The 14,889-nt window shown below is 54.5% G+C and carries 13 protein-coding genes and 1 tRNA gene; 9 read left to right on the top strand and 5 right to left on the bottom strand.

Going from position 1 to position 14,889, the window contains the following annotated elements; translation table 11 throughout:
- Positions 1–335 precede the first annotated feature (335 nt).
- Positions 336–1,583: a histidine--tRNA ligase gene (gene hisS, locus Q8Q07_03770; GenBank protein ID MDP3879408.1), complete on the bottom strand. Its 1,248-nt coding sequence runs from the start codon at positions 1,581–1,583 to the stop codon at positions 336–338.
- A 187-nt stretch (positions 1,584–1,770) separates the two neighbouring features.
- Between hisS and Q8Q07_03765 the strand changes: the two genes are divergently transcribed.
- Positions 1,771–1,843 (top strand) — tRNA-Lys (locus Q8Q07_03765).
- A gap of 292 nt (positions 1,844–2,135) precedes the next feature.
- Here the strand turns inward: Q8Q07_03765 and Q8Q07_03760 are convergent.
- Positions 2,136–3,341 (bottom strand): hypothetical protein, encoded by a 1,206-nt coding sequence (locus tag Q8Q07_03760; GenBank protein ID MDP3879407.1) that lies wholly within the window; start codon positions 3,339–3,341, stop codon positions 2,136–2,138.
- 212 nt (positions 3,342–3,553) lie between these two features.
- Between Q8Q07_03760 and Q8Q07_03755 the strand changes: the two genes are divergently transcribed.
- The 3 genes from Q8Q07_03755 to Q8Q07_03745 all read left to right on the top strand — a co-directional run bounded on the left by Q8Q07_03755 (position 3,554) and on the right by Q8Q07_03745 (position 6,914).
- Positions 3,554–4,102, top strand: coding sequence for a sigma-70 family RNA polymerase sigma factor (locus Q8Q07_03755; GenBank protein MDP3879406.1), 549 nt, complete (start codon positions 3,554–3,556; stop codon positions 4,100–4,102).
- Positions 4,103–4,107: 5 nt separating this feature from the next.
- The gene (locus Q8Q07_03750; protein MDP3879405.1) at positions 4,108–5,811 is read left to right on the top strand and encodes a FecR domain-containing protein; all 1,704 of its coding nucleotides are present in this window, start codon (positions 4,108–4,110) and stop codon (positions 5,809–5,811) included.
- A gap of 197 nt (positions 5,812–6,008) precedes the next feature.
- A complete protein-coding gene (locus Q8Q07_03745; protein MDP3879404.1) occupies positions 6,009–6,914 on the top strand; it encodes a TIGR01777 family oxidoreductase in 906 nt (301 codons plus the stop codon).
- A 127-nt stretch (positions 6,915–7,041) separates the two neighbouring features.
- Here the strand turns inward: Q8Q07_03745 and rsgA are convergent, their stop codons facing one another.
- A complete protein-coding gene (gene rsgA, locus Q8Q07_03740) occupies positions 7,042–8,175 on the bottom strand; it encodes a ribosome small subunit-dependent GTPase A (protein MDP3879403.1) in 1,134 nt (377 codons plus the stop codon).
- Between the two features lie 153 nt (positions 8,176–8,328).
- Between rsgA and Q8Q07_03735 the strand changes: the two genes are divergently transcribed.
- Positions 8,329–9,231, top strand: a complete 903-nt coding sequence (locus Q8Q07_03735; protein MDP3879402.1) for a hypothetical protein — start codon at positions 8,329–8,331, stop codon at positions 9,229–9,231.
- A 60-nt stretch (positions 9,232–9,291) separates the two neighbouring features.
- Here the strand turns inward: Q8Q07_03735 and Q8Q07_03730 are convergent, their stop codons facing one another.
- A complete protein-coding gene (locus Q8Q07_03730; protein ID MDP3879401.1) occupies positions 9,292–9,684 on the bottom strand; it encodes an SET domain-containing protein in 393 nt (130 codons plus the stop codon).
- A gap of 39 nt (positions 9,685–9,723) precedes the next feature.
- On the bottom strand, positions 9,724–10,251 hold the full coding sequence (locus tag Q8Q07_03725; GenBank protein MDP3879400.1) for a DinB family protein: 528 nt from the start codon (positions 10,249–10,251) through the stop codon (positions 9,724–9,726).
- 169 nt (positions 10,252–10,420) lie between these two features.
- Between Q8Q07_03725 and Q8Q07_03720 the strand changes: the two genes are divergently transcribed.
- The 4 genes from Q8Q07_03720 to Q8Q07_03705 form a co-directional block, all read left to right on the top strand.
- Positions 10,421–12,508 carry a thioredoxin domain-containing protein gene (locus Q8Q07_03720; protein MDP3879399.1) on the top strand — a complete coding sequence of 696 codons (2,088 nt, stop codon included), beginning with the start codon at positions 10,421–10,423 and terminating at the stop codon, positions 12,506–12,508.
- A 184-nt stretch (positions 12,509–12,692) separates the two neighbouring features.
- Positions 12,693–13,322, top strand: coding sequence for a DUF2680 domain-containing protein (locus tag Q8Q07_03715; GenBank protein MDP3879398.1), 630 nt, complete (start codon positions 12,693–12,695; stop codon positions 13,320–13,322).
- A 213-nt stretch (positions 13,323–13,535) separates the two neighbouring features.
- Positions 13,536–14,225 carry a response regulator transcription factor gene (locus Q8Q07_03710; GenBank protein ID MDP3879397.1) on the top strand — a complete coding sequence of 230 codons (690 nt, stop codon included), beginning with the start codon at positions 13,536–13,538 and terminating at the stop codon, positions 14,223–14,225.
- On the top strand, positions 14,218–14,889 hold a 672-nt coding region (locus tag Q8Q07_03705), incomplete at its 3' end, for a HAMP domain-containing protein (GenBank protein MDP3879396.1). The genes Q8Q07_03710 and Q8Q07_03705, both read left to right, overlap by 8 nt.

Raw genomic sequence — 14,889 nt, 5'->3', positions numbered from 1 at the left:
TATTTCTGATAGTCGTTAAAATAGGGCAGCAAACCGGGAAAACTAAGTTATGGTGGCATCATTATAAGCCCTCTTTTTAAATTCTACAAGTTTCCGTAACGCCGGCTTTGACTTTCCGGAGTCCGGTCATAGGCCGTAGCTCAGGCGGGTTGCCAGGCGCTCCGGTAGTCCACTGTCAAGCATCTCGTCTCGGGGAGAGGATGTCATAAGCAACGCGGCAGAGTCTGTGAATATCAGCCATGACTGTATAGCGCATAAAAAACCAGTAGCGGGATATTCAACTGATATGGCACTTTGGTGATGAGGCGGAATTCTGAACCATGGTTCAGGGAATGCTACTTCAGGATTTCCGCCAGCTGATGGAGCGGGATAGCCCTCTCCGGGGTGCCGGTCATGTCTTTCAGTATCACGGTGCCTGATTCTATCTCCCGGTCACCGATAATAATCGTGTGCCGGACACCGATGGTATTTGCCTGGCGCAACTGGGCTTTCAGGCTCTTGCTGCCGGTGGTCTCGAGTACGCAGATACCGGCTTGCCTTAGCTCACCCGCCAGCTTTACCGCTTTATCTTTGGCTTCATCGCCCAGATAAGCGATGAAGACCTGCGGGCCGGGTAGCGGGGGGACGGGAATATCGAATTTTTTGAGGTTGGCTATTATGCGCTCGATGCCGGTAGCAAAGCCGAGAGCCGGAGTTGGTTTACCGCCCAGTGTTTCAATCAGGTCATCATAGCGCCCCCCCCCACCGATTGTGCTCTGGGCACCTTCCTCTTCCGGCTGAATCTCAAAAACCGTCCTGGTGTAATAGTCCAGTCCGCGCACCAGGCGGTGGTTCACTGAAAAAGGAATCGCCAGCAGGTCCAGGTATCTCTTCAGATGGTTGAAGTGCTCGGCGCATTGCGGGCAAAGGTGGTCTACATTCCTGGGGGCGGCATTGGCGATTGGCTGGCAGGTGGTTTCCTTGCAGTCTAACAGGCGCAAGGGATTTTTTATCAGCCTGACCTGGCAGTCCGCGCAAAGTCTGTCAGCGTGTTTGCCGTAGTAGTCTTTCAGGGCGGCGAGAAAGGATGGCCGGCATTTCTTGCAGCCGATGCTGTTAATACTGAGTGACAGACGGGGAATATCCAGTGAACGGAAGAATTGCCAGGCCATGTCAATAACTTCCGCATCGAGAGAGGGGTCATCATTGCCAATAGTCTCATAGCCAAACTGGTGGTGTTGCCGGTACCGGCCTGCCTGCGGCCTTTCGTACCGGAAAATGGAGGTCAGGTAATAAAGCTTCACCGGCTGGGGTAAATTGTGCATGCCGTGTTCGATATAGGCGCGGCATATTGAGGCGGTGCCTTCCGGTATCAGGGTTAGCTTGTTGCCTCCCCGGTCGTCGAAGAGGTACATTTCTTTTTCGACGATATCGGTCCCCTCCCCGACGCTGCGACTGAACAATCCGGCATCCTCAAAAGTCGGCGTGTCAATGCGCTCATAGCCGTAGAGCTGGCAAATACGAGCTGCCTTTTGCTCAATATGACGCCAGTAAGCCTGTTCCCGTGGTAAAATGTCTGAAGTGCCGCGTGGTGCTTTGTACAACCTGATTTCCTCTAGCTGATTCCAGATTTTAGAATACAGTATTGATAGCAGCTTGTAAAGCTGAGACAGGCCGTTGCCGAAGCCGGAATTGGTGAAAAGAATTGAGAGTTCCCACAGGATGAGGCTTTTCCGATTACAAAATGAGTTGCAGGGAAATCAAGGATTTGGTAGACTGAACTGGGTATACGGGCCGTTAGCTCAGTTGGTAGAGCACCTGACTTTTAATCAGGGTGTCACAGGTTCGAGACCTGTACGGCCTACAAATTCACTCTAGTTATCATATAGTTGTAACAAAGTTGCCTGCTCGTTAACTATTGGTGTCAAAAAATTGCCCATTATAGTTTATGATTTTTGTCGCCTTGTGACGATCGTCTGGCTGATGGTTAAATCGTAGACGACTGCCAACGGTATTATATTTTGGCTGATTAAAAATGCCCATAGAGGGCATAGGGCATACGACGAGCTTTAAAGACCGAGACCGGGGGCTAGGTAGCCCCCGGTTGCCAGGCAAAGCTTGACCTGAAGACACAAGTTAAGGGAAGGAGATGAAAACTACGGATTTGGCCTTGAATCCGGAGCGGGAAGCCATCTGGTTACCATTCTCTTAACCGTCTCAACTAAGGGTTGCGGCCTGGAGGTCACCGGTTCGAGCACGCTTGATTGCGGCACCGGAATGGGCTTGGGAGTGATTGATGGCCTGATAGTAATCTTGCCGAAGCCCGGAGCATACCCATCCTTGATGGCCAACAGGTAATAGCCGCCGGCTTTTTCGAACTTGTGGGTCACCAGCCCTTTTTCATCCGTTCTGCCCAGGAAGATGCCCCTTTTCATGGCGATATCAGCCAGGTCTTCTCTATCCGGCGCTACTGTGAAGCCATCGGTGAGCAGCGCCCAGACGCCGGCACCGGCTACCGGCGTGCCGGTATTCCATTCAAAGACGCCCATCGTAACAGGTTCTCCTATGATAGCTGATTGTGGAGCCCTGATATAAAGCTGTCTTGTTGTTGGAACAATCCTGATCTTGCCATAACCCGGAGCATACCCGTCCTTGACAGCCACCAGGTAGTAGCCTCCGGCTTTTTCGAAGGTATGGGTGACCCGGCCTTCATTGTTTGTTCTGCCCAGGAAGATGCCTCTCTTCATGGCGGTGTCGGCAAGGTCATCCGTCTCGGTGTTGATGGCTACCGTATCTCTACTGCTCGGAGCTATCGTCGGCTCATCGGCGAGGAGTGCCCAGACCCCGGCACCGGCTACCGGCGTGCCGGTATTACGTTCAAATATGCCCATCGTGACAGGTTCTCCTACGGCAGCCGATTGAGGAGTCCTGATGTACAGTTGTTTCGCAGACTGAACATATGTCCAGGCAAAGCCCGGGAGATGTCCGTCCTTGAACGCAATCAGCAGGGAGGCTCCGCCTTTCTCGAAGACGTGAATTACTTTCCCGTCATGGTCAGTCCAGCCCAGGGAAATACCGTCCTCCTGCGCCGAGGCCACATCCGCGATCGGCAGGGGTTCGTTTCCACCTTGTCTGAAGGCGACTGCCCAGACCCCGGCCCTGTTCACCGGTCTGCCGGTATCCCGGTCAACTACCGTGATTTCGGCATTCTCACCAATCCCGATGACTCGCGGTGCTCTTACCGCCAGTTCGTGCCTGTTGTCAGGTGGGTCGTCCCCCTCGGGAGCAGCCGCCGCTACAGGAACAGCGAATGCGGTCAGGGTGACCAGTAGAATGGTAATTAGAATTAACAGTCTTTTCATGTTGCCCTCCTTTTTTCTTTCTAAAAGTTAATACGTAGAGGGATATTGCTTTGTTATGGTGGTCATTTTTGAGATAAGAGTTTACACCAATGTATATTTGTGGGAAGATAACTTTTCCCCCGGTTAATCGTTTTCTAGAATAAGTTGAATAGCCGCGTAACAACATACAGCATTCGTTCGTATTACTAATACAGGAGGTCGACACCGCTACTGTGGCAGTCCCTTCCGACGGACCCGACATCAGCGGAATTCTCAAGCGAGCGATTGATGGTGATGTGGAGGCTTATGGCGCACTCTATAGCATCTACCTTGATCGTATTTACCGCTACGTCTTCTACCAGCTTGGTGACAGGATGATGGCCGAAGATGTCACCGAAGAAGTCTTCGTCAAAGCCTGGAAGGGGATCAAGTCCTGCCGGGGGAAAGAGGAAACCTTCTCCGCCTGGCTGTATCGAATCGCTCGAAACCAGGCGATTGACACTATCCGCCGGAATCACAGAGAGGTATTCCTTGAAGGGTTAGATTTTACTGACGACGGAGATCCGACGCGAGAAGTAGAGTCCGTGGAGGAATGGCAGAAGGTACTGGACGCGGTTTCCGACCTGCCGGAAGCTCAGAAACAGATAATCACGCTCAAATTCCTGAATGAAGCGGACAATAATGAAATCGGTCGTATATTGGGGAAGCGCCAGGGAGCGGTTAGAGCGCTGCAAATGCGAGCCCTGGATAGCCTGCGGCGGAGGCTTGACGGTGGGAGGTAAAAGTAATGACGGATGACATCCAGAAAATCCTTGATAGGTGTCTTGCCCGTCTCAGTCGTGGTGAGACGGTGGAGCAGTGTCTTGCCGATTATCCTCGATACAGAGCGAAGCTGGAACCGCGGCTGAGAATGGCGCTGACCGTCTTATCCGTCCCCAGGGTTTCTCCGTCCGAGGAGTTCCGGCAGAAGTCGCAGGCCCGCCTTATGACACGTCTCCGGAATGAAGCCAGGGATGCCAGCCGGGAACACCGCCGGATACCCGGCCTTTCCTGGCTCGGTCACAGATTTATCGCCAGACCCCTGGTTCCTGCGATAGTCATCGTTCTGGCGGCGCTTGGCTTCTGGCTGGTTTCCCCCTTATTTTCTCCTGAGCCGGTTTATGCCCAGGAGTATACGCTCAGCCTCTTGAAGGGCAGCGCCGAAGTAATGCCCGCCGGTGCTACCGCGTGGGAGCAGGGAACTGACGGTGTGAAGCTGGCGGCCGGTACCCAGGTAAGAACTGATGCCGGTTCTTATGCCCTGCTGACCTTCTTTGACGGCAGCACCATGAAGCTGGAGCCGGACACAGAGGTAACCGTCCGTGAACTGGAATACCTGGAACAGCGTTCGGTGCGTATCGCGGTGGAGCAGAAATCGGGGGGGACGTGGAACCATGTGCTGGCCGCAGGCGGAGAGAGTCCTTATTTCGCGGTAGAGATGCCTCAGGTCAGAGTGGTAGCCCGGGGGACTTCCTTCGGGACGCAGGTAGATGAGTCCGGCCGCACCAGGCTATCCGTGACCGAAGGGGCTATCGATGTCATCGGTCTTGATAAAGAGTTACGCCTGGTGGCTGAACAGCGCATCGATATACGGCAGGGGGCAACACCTTCCGCCATCGTGCCCGCGCGGGCGTTTCAGAACGAGCTAACCGTTTCAACTGGCATACCGGGAGTCAGCTCGGTCCGGGACCCGAATGGCGCGAGTACCGGCTACCTGCCCAGCGGCCTGGCTTTCAACCAGATTACCGGCTCAAAGGCTGCACTTTCCCCTGACCGGCAGCAAATTACGGTTGAGGAACCTGCCCCCGGCGAGTATGCGGTAGTGGTCAGGGCTGTCTCCGGGGAGGCTGTCCCGCTGAGCATCCAGGTGAGACGTGGCGGCAGCGTGGTCTTCGAGCACGCAGAAACCTTAAAAGGCGTCGCCGGACAGGGATGGGTTATCCACATCAACCTCGATGCCGCTGAAGACTCCTCACTCGGCGGCAAAGTCGTGTCAGTGGTACCGCTGGCCGGAAAAGCCCCGGAGACCGTTGTGGAGACTGAATACGCCAGACAGCGCGCGGTGCCGATTCGTCCCGCTGACCCATCCAGCCAGGGTACGATACGAATGCCCGAACTGACTCCGTCACCGGATGGGACTACGGAAGCTCCTACCAGACCATCGCTGAAACCAGCGCCAATCAGACAAACTCCAGAGGATAACATGACCAGCGATAGCGGCACCACCAGACCACCCGACCCTGCGCCTGCGCCGGATACCGGGACGACCACTGAACCGGCCGGACCATCGCCGGATGATAGTACGGCAGAAGATGGTGCCTCTAATCCAGATGACCAAACACTTACCCCGGACACCGAACCCGTTCCCGAGACCCGCAAACCGGAGCCGATAACGGACTCAGAACCGTCCAGCGGTACGGAACGTGATGACGGAGGAAACATCACGCCATGAATAGTCCTTGTACTCAAGCCCGGATAGTGTTAGGGATTGCAGGTTGTCCTGCAACTGAGTTGCGGCCAATCAGAAGCAGGATATATTATATTTATGTATGAAAGACCGCCGTGAAGAATATATTCACGCCCCGAGTTACAGGCATCTGATTTGCATTATTATCGATGCTGAAATATCGCCGCGGGAAGGAAGAGTTAGTGCGTATCCTGATAACCGGTGGTAGCGGACTCATTGGTCGGGCACTTGCTGCCTTTCTGGTTCCCGACTACGAGGTTATAATTCTCAGCCGGCGGCCGGAGCGTGTTACCGGCTTACCGGCAGGAGCACGCGCGGAAAGTTGGGACGGCCGCACCATCGACGGATGGAACTCCCTGGCTGATGGCGCCGATGCCATCGTTAACCTTGCCGGTGAGAACATCAGCTCAGGCCGCTGGACTGATGCGCGCAAGCACGCAATTTTACAGAGCCGCATGAACGCGGGACAGGCCGTTATCGAGGCCGTGAGAGTGGCCGTCCGTAAACCTCGTATCGTCATTCAGGCTTCGGGTATCGGTTACTATGGTTCCTGTAGCGATGAAGAAATTACAGAAGAGACGCCGCCGGGACATGATTTTCTGGCACGGCTTGCCGCAGGCTGGGAGGCTTCATCGGCTCCGGTGGAAGCGCTGGGGGTGCGGCGGGCGATTATTCGCACGGGAGTAGTCCTCACCAGGCAAGGCGGCGCTTTACCCCGGATGCTTCTGCCGTTTCGTTTCTTCGCTGGCGGTCGTCTGGGCAGCGGACGGCAGTGGTTTCCCTGGATTCATATCGCTGATGAAGTTGGCGCAATCCGCTTCCTTATAGAAAACGAAGCTGCCAGCGGTCCGTTCAATTTGACCGCGCCGGTTCCACTCACTAACAGGGAATTCAGCCGCCTGCTGGGGCAACAGATCAGGCGACCAGCGTTCGTTCCGGTACCTGCTCTAGCCTTGCGCCTGCTCTTCGGTGAGATGGCGACCGCTCTGCTGGACGGGCAGCGAGCTATTCCGCGGCACCTGTCAGAGCTGGGATTTGAATTCCGGTTCCCGGACGCCGGTTCGGCGCTGGAGGACCTCATCAGATGAAACAGCGAGGGACTTTTGGGGCTGCTCTGTAGTCAAGGTCAACGCTTTTTCTTGACTACTAGATAATAATCCGCTTCAAGCATTACGCCATCTTTAAAAAAGTGGCGGGTAAATGAATAACCGGCCGTTATTTGTCTCGTATTTCTTTTGCCCATTGGGAGATCTTCTTCCACTTTGCCTTTTCACGGAGCCGGGTGCTGCCTTCCTCTCTTGAAGCCAGATAATTCAGCTCGTTTTGCAGCTTCCGATAATTATCTAACCTGGCTGGATCAAGGTCACCGCGTTCGACAGCTTCTTTCACTGCACAGCCCGACTCCGCTTTGTGAGTGCAATCGCTAAAACGACAGCTTTTGGATAGCATTTCAATGTCATGAAATGTTCCCTGGAGGTCTTCTTCACTAGCCCACATCTGGATCTCCCTCATTCCCGGTGTGTCGATCACCATTCCACCGCCAGGAAGAATGATGAGCTCACGTCTGGTTGTAGTATGTCTGCCCATCCGGTCATCGTCTCGCACTTCGCCTATTTTCTGCTTCTCAACACCAAGCAAAGCGTTGATAAGAGCGGACTTCCCGACTCCAGAAGATCCCAGAAAGGCAACTGTACGCCCTTCGATCAAGTAATTCTTCAGCATATCCAGTCCAATCCGTTTCTTGGCACTCACAGGGTGAACGAATACGCCCGGGGCGATAGCTTCGACGTTCCGAATAAATGTATCGGCATCCGGGCACAGATCTACTTTATTCAGAACAATAACGGGTACAGCCCCACTGCCCCAGGCGAGCGCCAGGTAACGCTCAATCCTGCGAAGGTTGAAATTTCTACCACCGTCCAGACCGTTTACGATGAAAACGGTATCCACATTAGCAGATACTATTTGTTCCTCCGTTAGTTCCCCGGCGACCTTCCTGGAAAACTTACTCTTCCTTGGTAGCAGGGCTTGAATTATACACTTCCGCTCTTCGATCTTCGGTTTCACAACTACCCAATCGCCTACAGCTGGATACTGTTTTTCTGTCCCGGCACGGTATCGCAGTCTGCCCGAGATCTTAGCGGTTAATTCACCATATTGACTATATACTTGATAAGAACCTTTGGACTCGGAAGCAATTCTAGCCGGAATAGAATCAGCAAGGCCAGTTAGCTGAAACTCTTTCTCGAAAAAGGAGTCCCACCCTAACTGCATCAAATACTTTGATGAGCTGACGTTCATATCGTCATAATTATATATCGTTTCAATACTTAAGGTTAAATTAGCCATTTTATTGTAGAGTTCCCATTTCTGCGAATATATCTCCCTTTTCCCTCTAAATGGTATCAACACTACTGAACTGAACCATCTGAAGTGCGATATTGACAAATATATTCGAGGAAACTACAGTTCCTATATACTCAAGTTATTGACGTGAATGATATGCCGATAGTGGAAAGAGACCCCTGGCGTAATCAGTACTTTGAGGACGTATCCTGCCCTGAGGATTTAGTCATACCGACCGATGATGAACTGGCCTATGAACTGTACGAAGAGCACCGCTGGGTCTATAACAAGGTGCTGATTTGCCGGAGCCAGGGTATTGAATGCGGGACAGACGGGGCGGTCCCTTCCCGGTTTCCGGTATTCGGCAAACCGGTGCAGAACCTGAGGGGGATGGGGATTGGAACCGGAGTTATCACCACGCCGGCAGAATTGCGGCAGAGTCTTGACGGTGAGTGTATGTGGATGAGGCTCCTTGAAGGTGAACATATCAGCAGTGATGTGGCGGTGATTCAGGGAAAGCCGGTGTGGTGGCGGCATACTAAGGGCATCCCGGCTGGCAGAGGCACCTTTGATTACTGGGTAGTACAGTCCGGGACGTTACCTGCCGTTGAGGAAAGTTGTGGTGAATGGATAGAAAAGTATTTAGCCGGCTATTCCGGAATGATCAATCTGGAGACCATCGGCGGGTTGATTATCGACTGCCACCTGCGGTTCAGTGATCAGTTCGTAGACCTCTACGGTGTGGGGTGGCTCGAGAGCGTCATCGGACTCTATTCGAACGGGGAGTGGTACTTCGATGATGCCTCAAGACGTACCGGCTACAGCGTGGTCTTGTGGGGCAGGCACGGTATGCGGTACCACCATCCCGACCGGAAGTCGGTTTCCGCATTGCTTGAAGAACCTGAAGTCTCCAGCATTCAGATCACCTTTCATGAGGATAGCCCACCGGAGGCTCATGCCATGCCTCCGGGCGGTTTCCGGCTATCGGTAATAAATTGCTGGAACCTGAATGCCGGGAAGAGGGTCCGCCGGAAGCTGGCGTTATTGTTCGGCCTGTAACAGCCCACAAGCATGAATAGTACGCCGGGATCACCAATTCCGGCAGACGGAAACTCCCCGCTATCTCTTTTCGCTCTTTCTCTTCAGAAACCAGACCGGTCTCTTGTCAGAGGGGTTCTCGTTGTAATTTACGGTAATCTCTTCACCTCTGGTAATAGGTTTCAGGCACCGGAAATTTACCAGATTTCTCGCTAGATCTTTTTCATACCGGGCATTCGGGTGATAAGAGTGATTGTACAAAGAGCCAAAGCCGAGGGCAACGGCTACCCGGTTCCGCTCCGGTCCCCAGTTGAAATAGTAGTTATAGAGAAACGTCCTGTTGATGTGCTCCGTATCCTGCTCCGGGCACAGGATGACATGGCACGTTTCAATCAGCTCTCCTTCACTGAAATCCCGGCTGGCAAAGACCCCTCTTCCTTTACGGCCTGAGTTTCTGACCTCCAAACCTTCCATGGTGCAGCTCCTTTTTCCCTATTTCAGGGGTGCCGCTGTTCAGTACGGCTGCCACCCTTTACCCTGACGGAGACCGCGCACGTAAGCCATCTGTCCGGCGTGTTCCAGGCAGTCTTCCAGGACGCTGAGCAGACGCCAGCCTGTCTGAACGGGTGTTCCCTCCCAGTACTCGCCTATCGGCCGCTCCAGGTCGGTTGCTGACATACCGAGGAGGTATTGCCGGGTACGCTCAGATACCGCCTTGCCGTAGTCAATAAATACCTGTACAGCGGGAGATTTGAATTGGGCTACCTCCTCCGGGGTGTGGCCGAATCCGCTGTCTTCGGCGTCAGCCGGCCGGTTGAACCGGCCATGCCATCCGCCCTTCGTCCAGAGCTGCTCCTCCCCCATCAGGGAGGCAATCTGACTATCCTCCACGCGTATCAGGTGCCAGGCAGTCCAACCGATGCTGTTGCAGTCAGGTCTGGGTTGCCAGTCCATCTCTTCAGCCGTGAGCCCGTCGAGCGTACTTTCCAGCGCTCCCTGTACATCCTCGTACCCGTTAACCAGTATTTCTTTCCCGTCCATTATGTCACCTCCCGGTTGGTATATATATATCAATTAGCATACCCGGCAGCGTTTGTAAAATTCTTTACTCCCGGTTTGATTTGCCTTTCACAAATTAGATAAAAGTCATATCAAAAGCTCCCGCGAACGGCTAAGATTAGCAGTAAGAATAAGTAGTATAGTGGTGTTGATGAATATTCGGAACAGGTTAGCGAGAGAGAAGAGTCCCTATTTGCGGCAACACGCGGATAATCCGGTGGACTGGTTCCCGTGGGGAGACGAGGCGTTTACTAAAGCCAGAGAGGAAAACAGGCCGGTCTTTCTCTCTATCGGCTACTCGACCTGCCACTGGTGCCACGTCATGGCTCACGAGTCCTTTGAGGATGCCGAAGTTGCCAGGTTGATTAACGAGACCTTCGTTTCGGTCAAGATAGACCGTGAGGAGCGCCCTGACATCGACAAGGTCTACATGGCAGTCTGCCAGATGATGACCGGCAGCGGGGGGTGGCCGCTGACCATTATCATGACGCCGGACAAGGAGCCGTTCTTTGCCGGTACCTATATCCCAAGAAAGACCCGTTTCGGGCGTATCGGAATGCTGGAACTGGTGCCGCGGGTCCGGGAACTCTGGACAGAGCGTCGCTCCGAGGTACTGAGTTCAACGGGTCAGATTATGGCGGCTCTGCAAAGGGAGACTTCAGGTATGCCGGGCCCGGAGCCGGGTGAGCCGGTATTGCGTCTGGCCTATCAGCAGCTGGCGGGGCGCTTTGATGGTCAGCATGGCGGTTTTGGAGCTGCCCCCAAATTCCCCAGCCCGCACCATCTGCTCTTTTTGTTGCGTTACTGGAAGCGTAGCGGTGACGGGAATGCCCTGTTCATGGCAGAGAAAACGCTCCGGGCGATGCGGTTTGGCGGTATTTATGACCATGTCGGTTTCGGTTTTCACCGCTACTCGACAGATGCGCGGTGGCTGGTGCCCCATTTTGAAAAGATGCTCTACGACCAGGCACTCCTGGCGACGGCTTACCTCGAGGCTTATCAGGCGACCGGACGGGAGGAATATGCTGAAACTGCCCGCGAGATATTCAGCTACGTTCTGCGTGATATGCAGTCGCCGGAAGGCGGATTTTACTCGGCCGAGGACGCTGATAGCGAGGGGGAAGAAGGCAAGTTCTATCTCTGGACGCGGGATGAAATGGGTAAGTTGCTGTCCGCCGCCGAAGCGGAGCTGGCGGTCAAGGTGTTTAATGTCACCGCAGAGGGGAACTTTGCCGACGAAGCGTCGGGAGTGAAAACGGGCAACAATATTCTGTACCTGGCCAGGTCTGTTGAGGAAATGGCTGCTGAAGCGGGGATGGGGTTGACAGACTTCCAGGAACGTATTGATGGTATAAGGCAGAAATTATTTGCCGGCCGCAATCAGAGGGTCCATCCGGACAAAGACGACAAGATATTAACCGACTGGAATGGTTTGATGATAGCCGCGCTGGCTAAGGGTGCCCGTATCCTGGACGCGCCGCAGTATGCCGCTGCTGCCCGGCGTGCCGCTGATTTTATTTTGAACCGCCTGCGCAGTCCTGACGGTCGGCTGCTGCACCGTTACCGGGATGGTGAGGCGGCGGTTGAAGGTAATCTGGACGATCATGCTTTCCTGGTTTACGCAATGCTGGAGATGTACGAGACCTCCTTTGAGGTTGGTTATCTCCGAAGCGCGCTCGAAATTAACCGGGGAATGGTGCAACATTTCCGGGACGCGGCTGGCGGCGGTTTTTATTTCACCGCCGATGATGCCGAGGGTCTCCTCATCCGCCAGAAGGAGATTTATGACGGGGCGGTCCCTTCAGGGAACTCAATGGCCATGTTGAACCTGATCCGCCTGGGACGGCTGACGGCTGATGCCGACCTTGAACGAAAGTCGGCTGAAATCGGCGCTGCCTTTGCCGGGACTGTCGCTGAAATGCCGTCGGCGCATACCCAGCTCATGGTTGCCGTTGACTTTGCCGCCGGACCATCTTATGAAGTGATTATTGTCGGCGATCCACAGGGAGATGATACCGGGGAGATCCTCCGAGCGCTGAACCGGAGCTTTATCCCCAACAAGGTGGTAATGCTGCGCCCGATTGGGGAGTCTGCCGGGATTGATAGTATCGTGCCGTTCATCAGGAACTATTCCGGCATTAAGGGCATGGCTACCGTCTATGTCTGCCGTAACTACCAGTGCCAGCTACCCGCCACGGATACAGCTTCCATGCTCGAGTTGCTCGGGGCGAGTCGGTAATCCTCGCCGGGAACCACGCTTCTGCCATGCAGAACCAGTGCTATGCTTTACCCCGTGGAAGACCTGTCAAGAAATTACACGGTTTTTACACCCGACCTCCATAATTGCTCCATAATTTTGCCTCAAAATGATAATAGCAGCCGGATAGACCGGCTAAAATAGAATAAAGAAAGGAGGCAAGAAGATGAAGAAGAGGTTTAAGGTACTGGGAATCGGACTCGGCGTTGCCGCGCTGCTGGCTTTAACCCTGGGCAGCACGGTTTTCGCTGACGCTCCCGAAGAGGTGGAGCCGTATGCCGAAGGTTGTTACCCCGGTCAGGGCTGGCATGGTGAGCTTTGTTCCGAGGCAATCACCGACCTGCTGGGGCTGACCCACGAGGAGGTCTGGCAGCAGCTTCAGGATGGGAAGAGTCTGGTTGAGATTGCTGCGGCCCAGGGAGTGACTGAGGACGAACTGGTCGGGGCAATCACGATTGCTCAAAGAGAAGCTGTCCAGTCCCGCGTGGAAGCTGGTGTCCTCACGCAGGAACAGGCGAACTTCATGCTCCAGCAAATGGAGCAGAGGATCCGCGTGGCGGTTAACACCGCCGGCGGTTTTGCCGGTGTCAACGGACATTGCGGCTATGGCGCGGCCGGGACCGGCTTGGGCTACGGGATGATGCACGGCTGGGGTAATGGAACGGGCACCGGTTACGGCATGATGGGTGGCTGGAACAACGGCACTGGCTACGGCGGTATGATGGGTGGCTGGGGTAATGGAACTGGCACCGGCTACGGCGGTATGATGAACGGCCGCGGACTGAGATTTAACTAGACCACAGCACAGGCAGAGAACGGGGGGAGAATACTCTCCCCCCGTTGGTTTTGTTGGCTTTACGCCACCCCGAGACCCTTCGCGGAGTTTATACTGAGCGAAGCGAACGTGCTCAGGGTGACATGGCGATGACTTTTAAGGCAAGCCCATTTTGTCAGGAAGGTTAAAGGTGCTAAAATTATCATGTTCGGTGGAGTTTGACAGGGTAGAATAGTGAAAAAAATACTGGTCGTTGATGACGAGAAAAAGATAGTTGAAATCGTCAAAGCCTATCTGGAAAAAGAGGGTTATAAAGTCATGGCTGCCTATGATGGTAAGTCTGCCCTGGAATCCGCCCGCCGTGACCTGCCTGACCTGATTATTCTTGACCTGATGCTCCCCGAGGTCTCGGGGTGGGATGTCTGCCGTGAGCTGCGCCGCGAATCGGATGTCCCGGTTATCATGCTCACCGCCCGTGACGATATTACTGATAAGGTCATTGGACTGGAGCTTGGAGCCGATGACTACATCACCAAGCCATTTGACCCCAAGGAAGTCATCTCCCGTGTCAGGGCGGTACTGCGCCGGAGCGAAGGCAAAGTAGTCTCCGGTACTGCTCTCCAGGTTGGGGACATCACTGTTGATGTGGACAGGCGTCTGGTGCGCCGCGCCGATCAGCCTGTGGAGCTTACCCCTATCGAGTTTGACCTGCTAAAGATGATGGCGGGAAGCCCGGGGCGGGTTTACAGCCGGATGCAGCTTCTGGACGGTGTAAAGGGCGATGCTTATGAAGGCTATGAGCGTACCGTCGACAGCCATATCAAGAACCTGCGCAAGAAGCTGGAGCCGGACCCGGAGCACCCTCGTTATATCAAGACCGTATATGGGGTCGGTTATAAGCTGGAGGAGCAACGAAGTGCGTAGTCTGAGCTGGAAGCTGGGCGTCGCTCTGCTGCTGATGGTGGTGGTATCGGTAGGACTGATGGCGTACCTCACCAACCGCAGCACTACCCGTGAATTTCAACAGTATGTCTCGCAGGGTAACCTGATGTATGCCCGGATGGTTGCTGATAACCTCGGGGAGTTCTATGCAGGGGAACAGGGCTGGGGAGATATTCAGGAGGTCATGGCGACCTCGCTGAGGTCAGCCGGGGAACGGATACTGGTGGCTGACCGTTCCGGGGTGATTATGGCTGATACTGATAGACAATGGCTGGGTAGACAAATCCAGGAGACCGGTCTGAGCGGTGGCGTGGTGATAACCGCGTCCGGAGAGGCGGTGGGTGAACTGTACCTGCTGGTATCAGGCAGGCAGGGGATGGGGATGGGTCACATGGGCGGAGCAGGCGCTCACATGATGCCGATGATGCTCGGCGCCGAGGAGGACTTTTTAGACCGGGTCAATGACTCACTGTGGCAAGCCGGTCTGATTGCCGCCGGGGTAGCTTTACTGGTCGGACTGGTGCTTACCCGGCAGATTACCCGTCCTGTCCGTAACCTTATCTCCGGAGTGCGTCATATCGCCGGGGGCGAGCTTGGTTACCGTGTGCCGGTCAGGTCACGGGATGAAATCGGGGAACTGTCGGAC

This window comes from Dehalococcoidales bacterium (assembly GCA_030698765.1).
GTDB lineage: Bacteria > Chloroflexota > Dehalococcoidia > Dehalococcoidales > UBA2162 > JAUYMF01.
This window is presented reverse-complemented; position numbering and strand designations above follow the sequence as displayed.

Excerpts from the sequence above, each read along its gene's own strand:
- Q8Q07_03760 (MDP3879407.1), bottom strand. The coding sequence starts at position 3,341 with ATGAAAAGACTGTTAATTCTAATTACCATTCTACTGGTCACCCTGACC.
- Q8Q07_03750 (MDP3879405.1), top strand. The coding sequence starts at position 4,108 with ATGACGGATGACATCCAGAAAATCCTTGATAGGTGTCTTGCCCGTCTC.
- rsgA (MDP3879403.1), bottom strand. The coding sequence starts at position 8,175 with ATGGCTAATTTAACCTTAAGTATTGAAACGATATATAATTATGACGAT.
- Q8Q07_03735 (MDP3879402.1), top strand. The coding sequence starts at position 8,329 with ATGCCGATAGTGGAAAGAGACCCCTGGCGTAATCAGTACTTTGAGGAC.
- Q8Q07_03730 (MDP3879401.1), bottom strand. The coding sequence starts at position 9,684 with ATGGAAGGTTTGGAGGTCAGAAACTCAGGCCGTAAAGGAAGAGGGGTC.
- Q8Q07_03725 (MDP3879400.1), bottom strand. The coding sequence starts at position 10,251 with ATGGACGGGAAAGAAATACTGGTTAACGGGTACGAGGATGTACAGGGA.
- Q8Q07_03720 (MDP3879399.1), top strand. The coding sequence starts at position 10,421 with ATGAATATTCGGAACAGGTTAGCGAGAGAGAAGAGTCCCTATTTGCGG.
- Q8Q07_03715 (MDP3879398.1), top strand. The coding sequence starts at position 12,693 with ATGAAGAAGAGGTTTAAGGTACTGGGAATCGGACTCGGCGTTGCCGCG.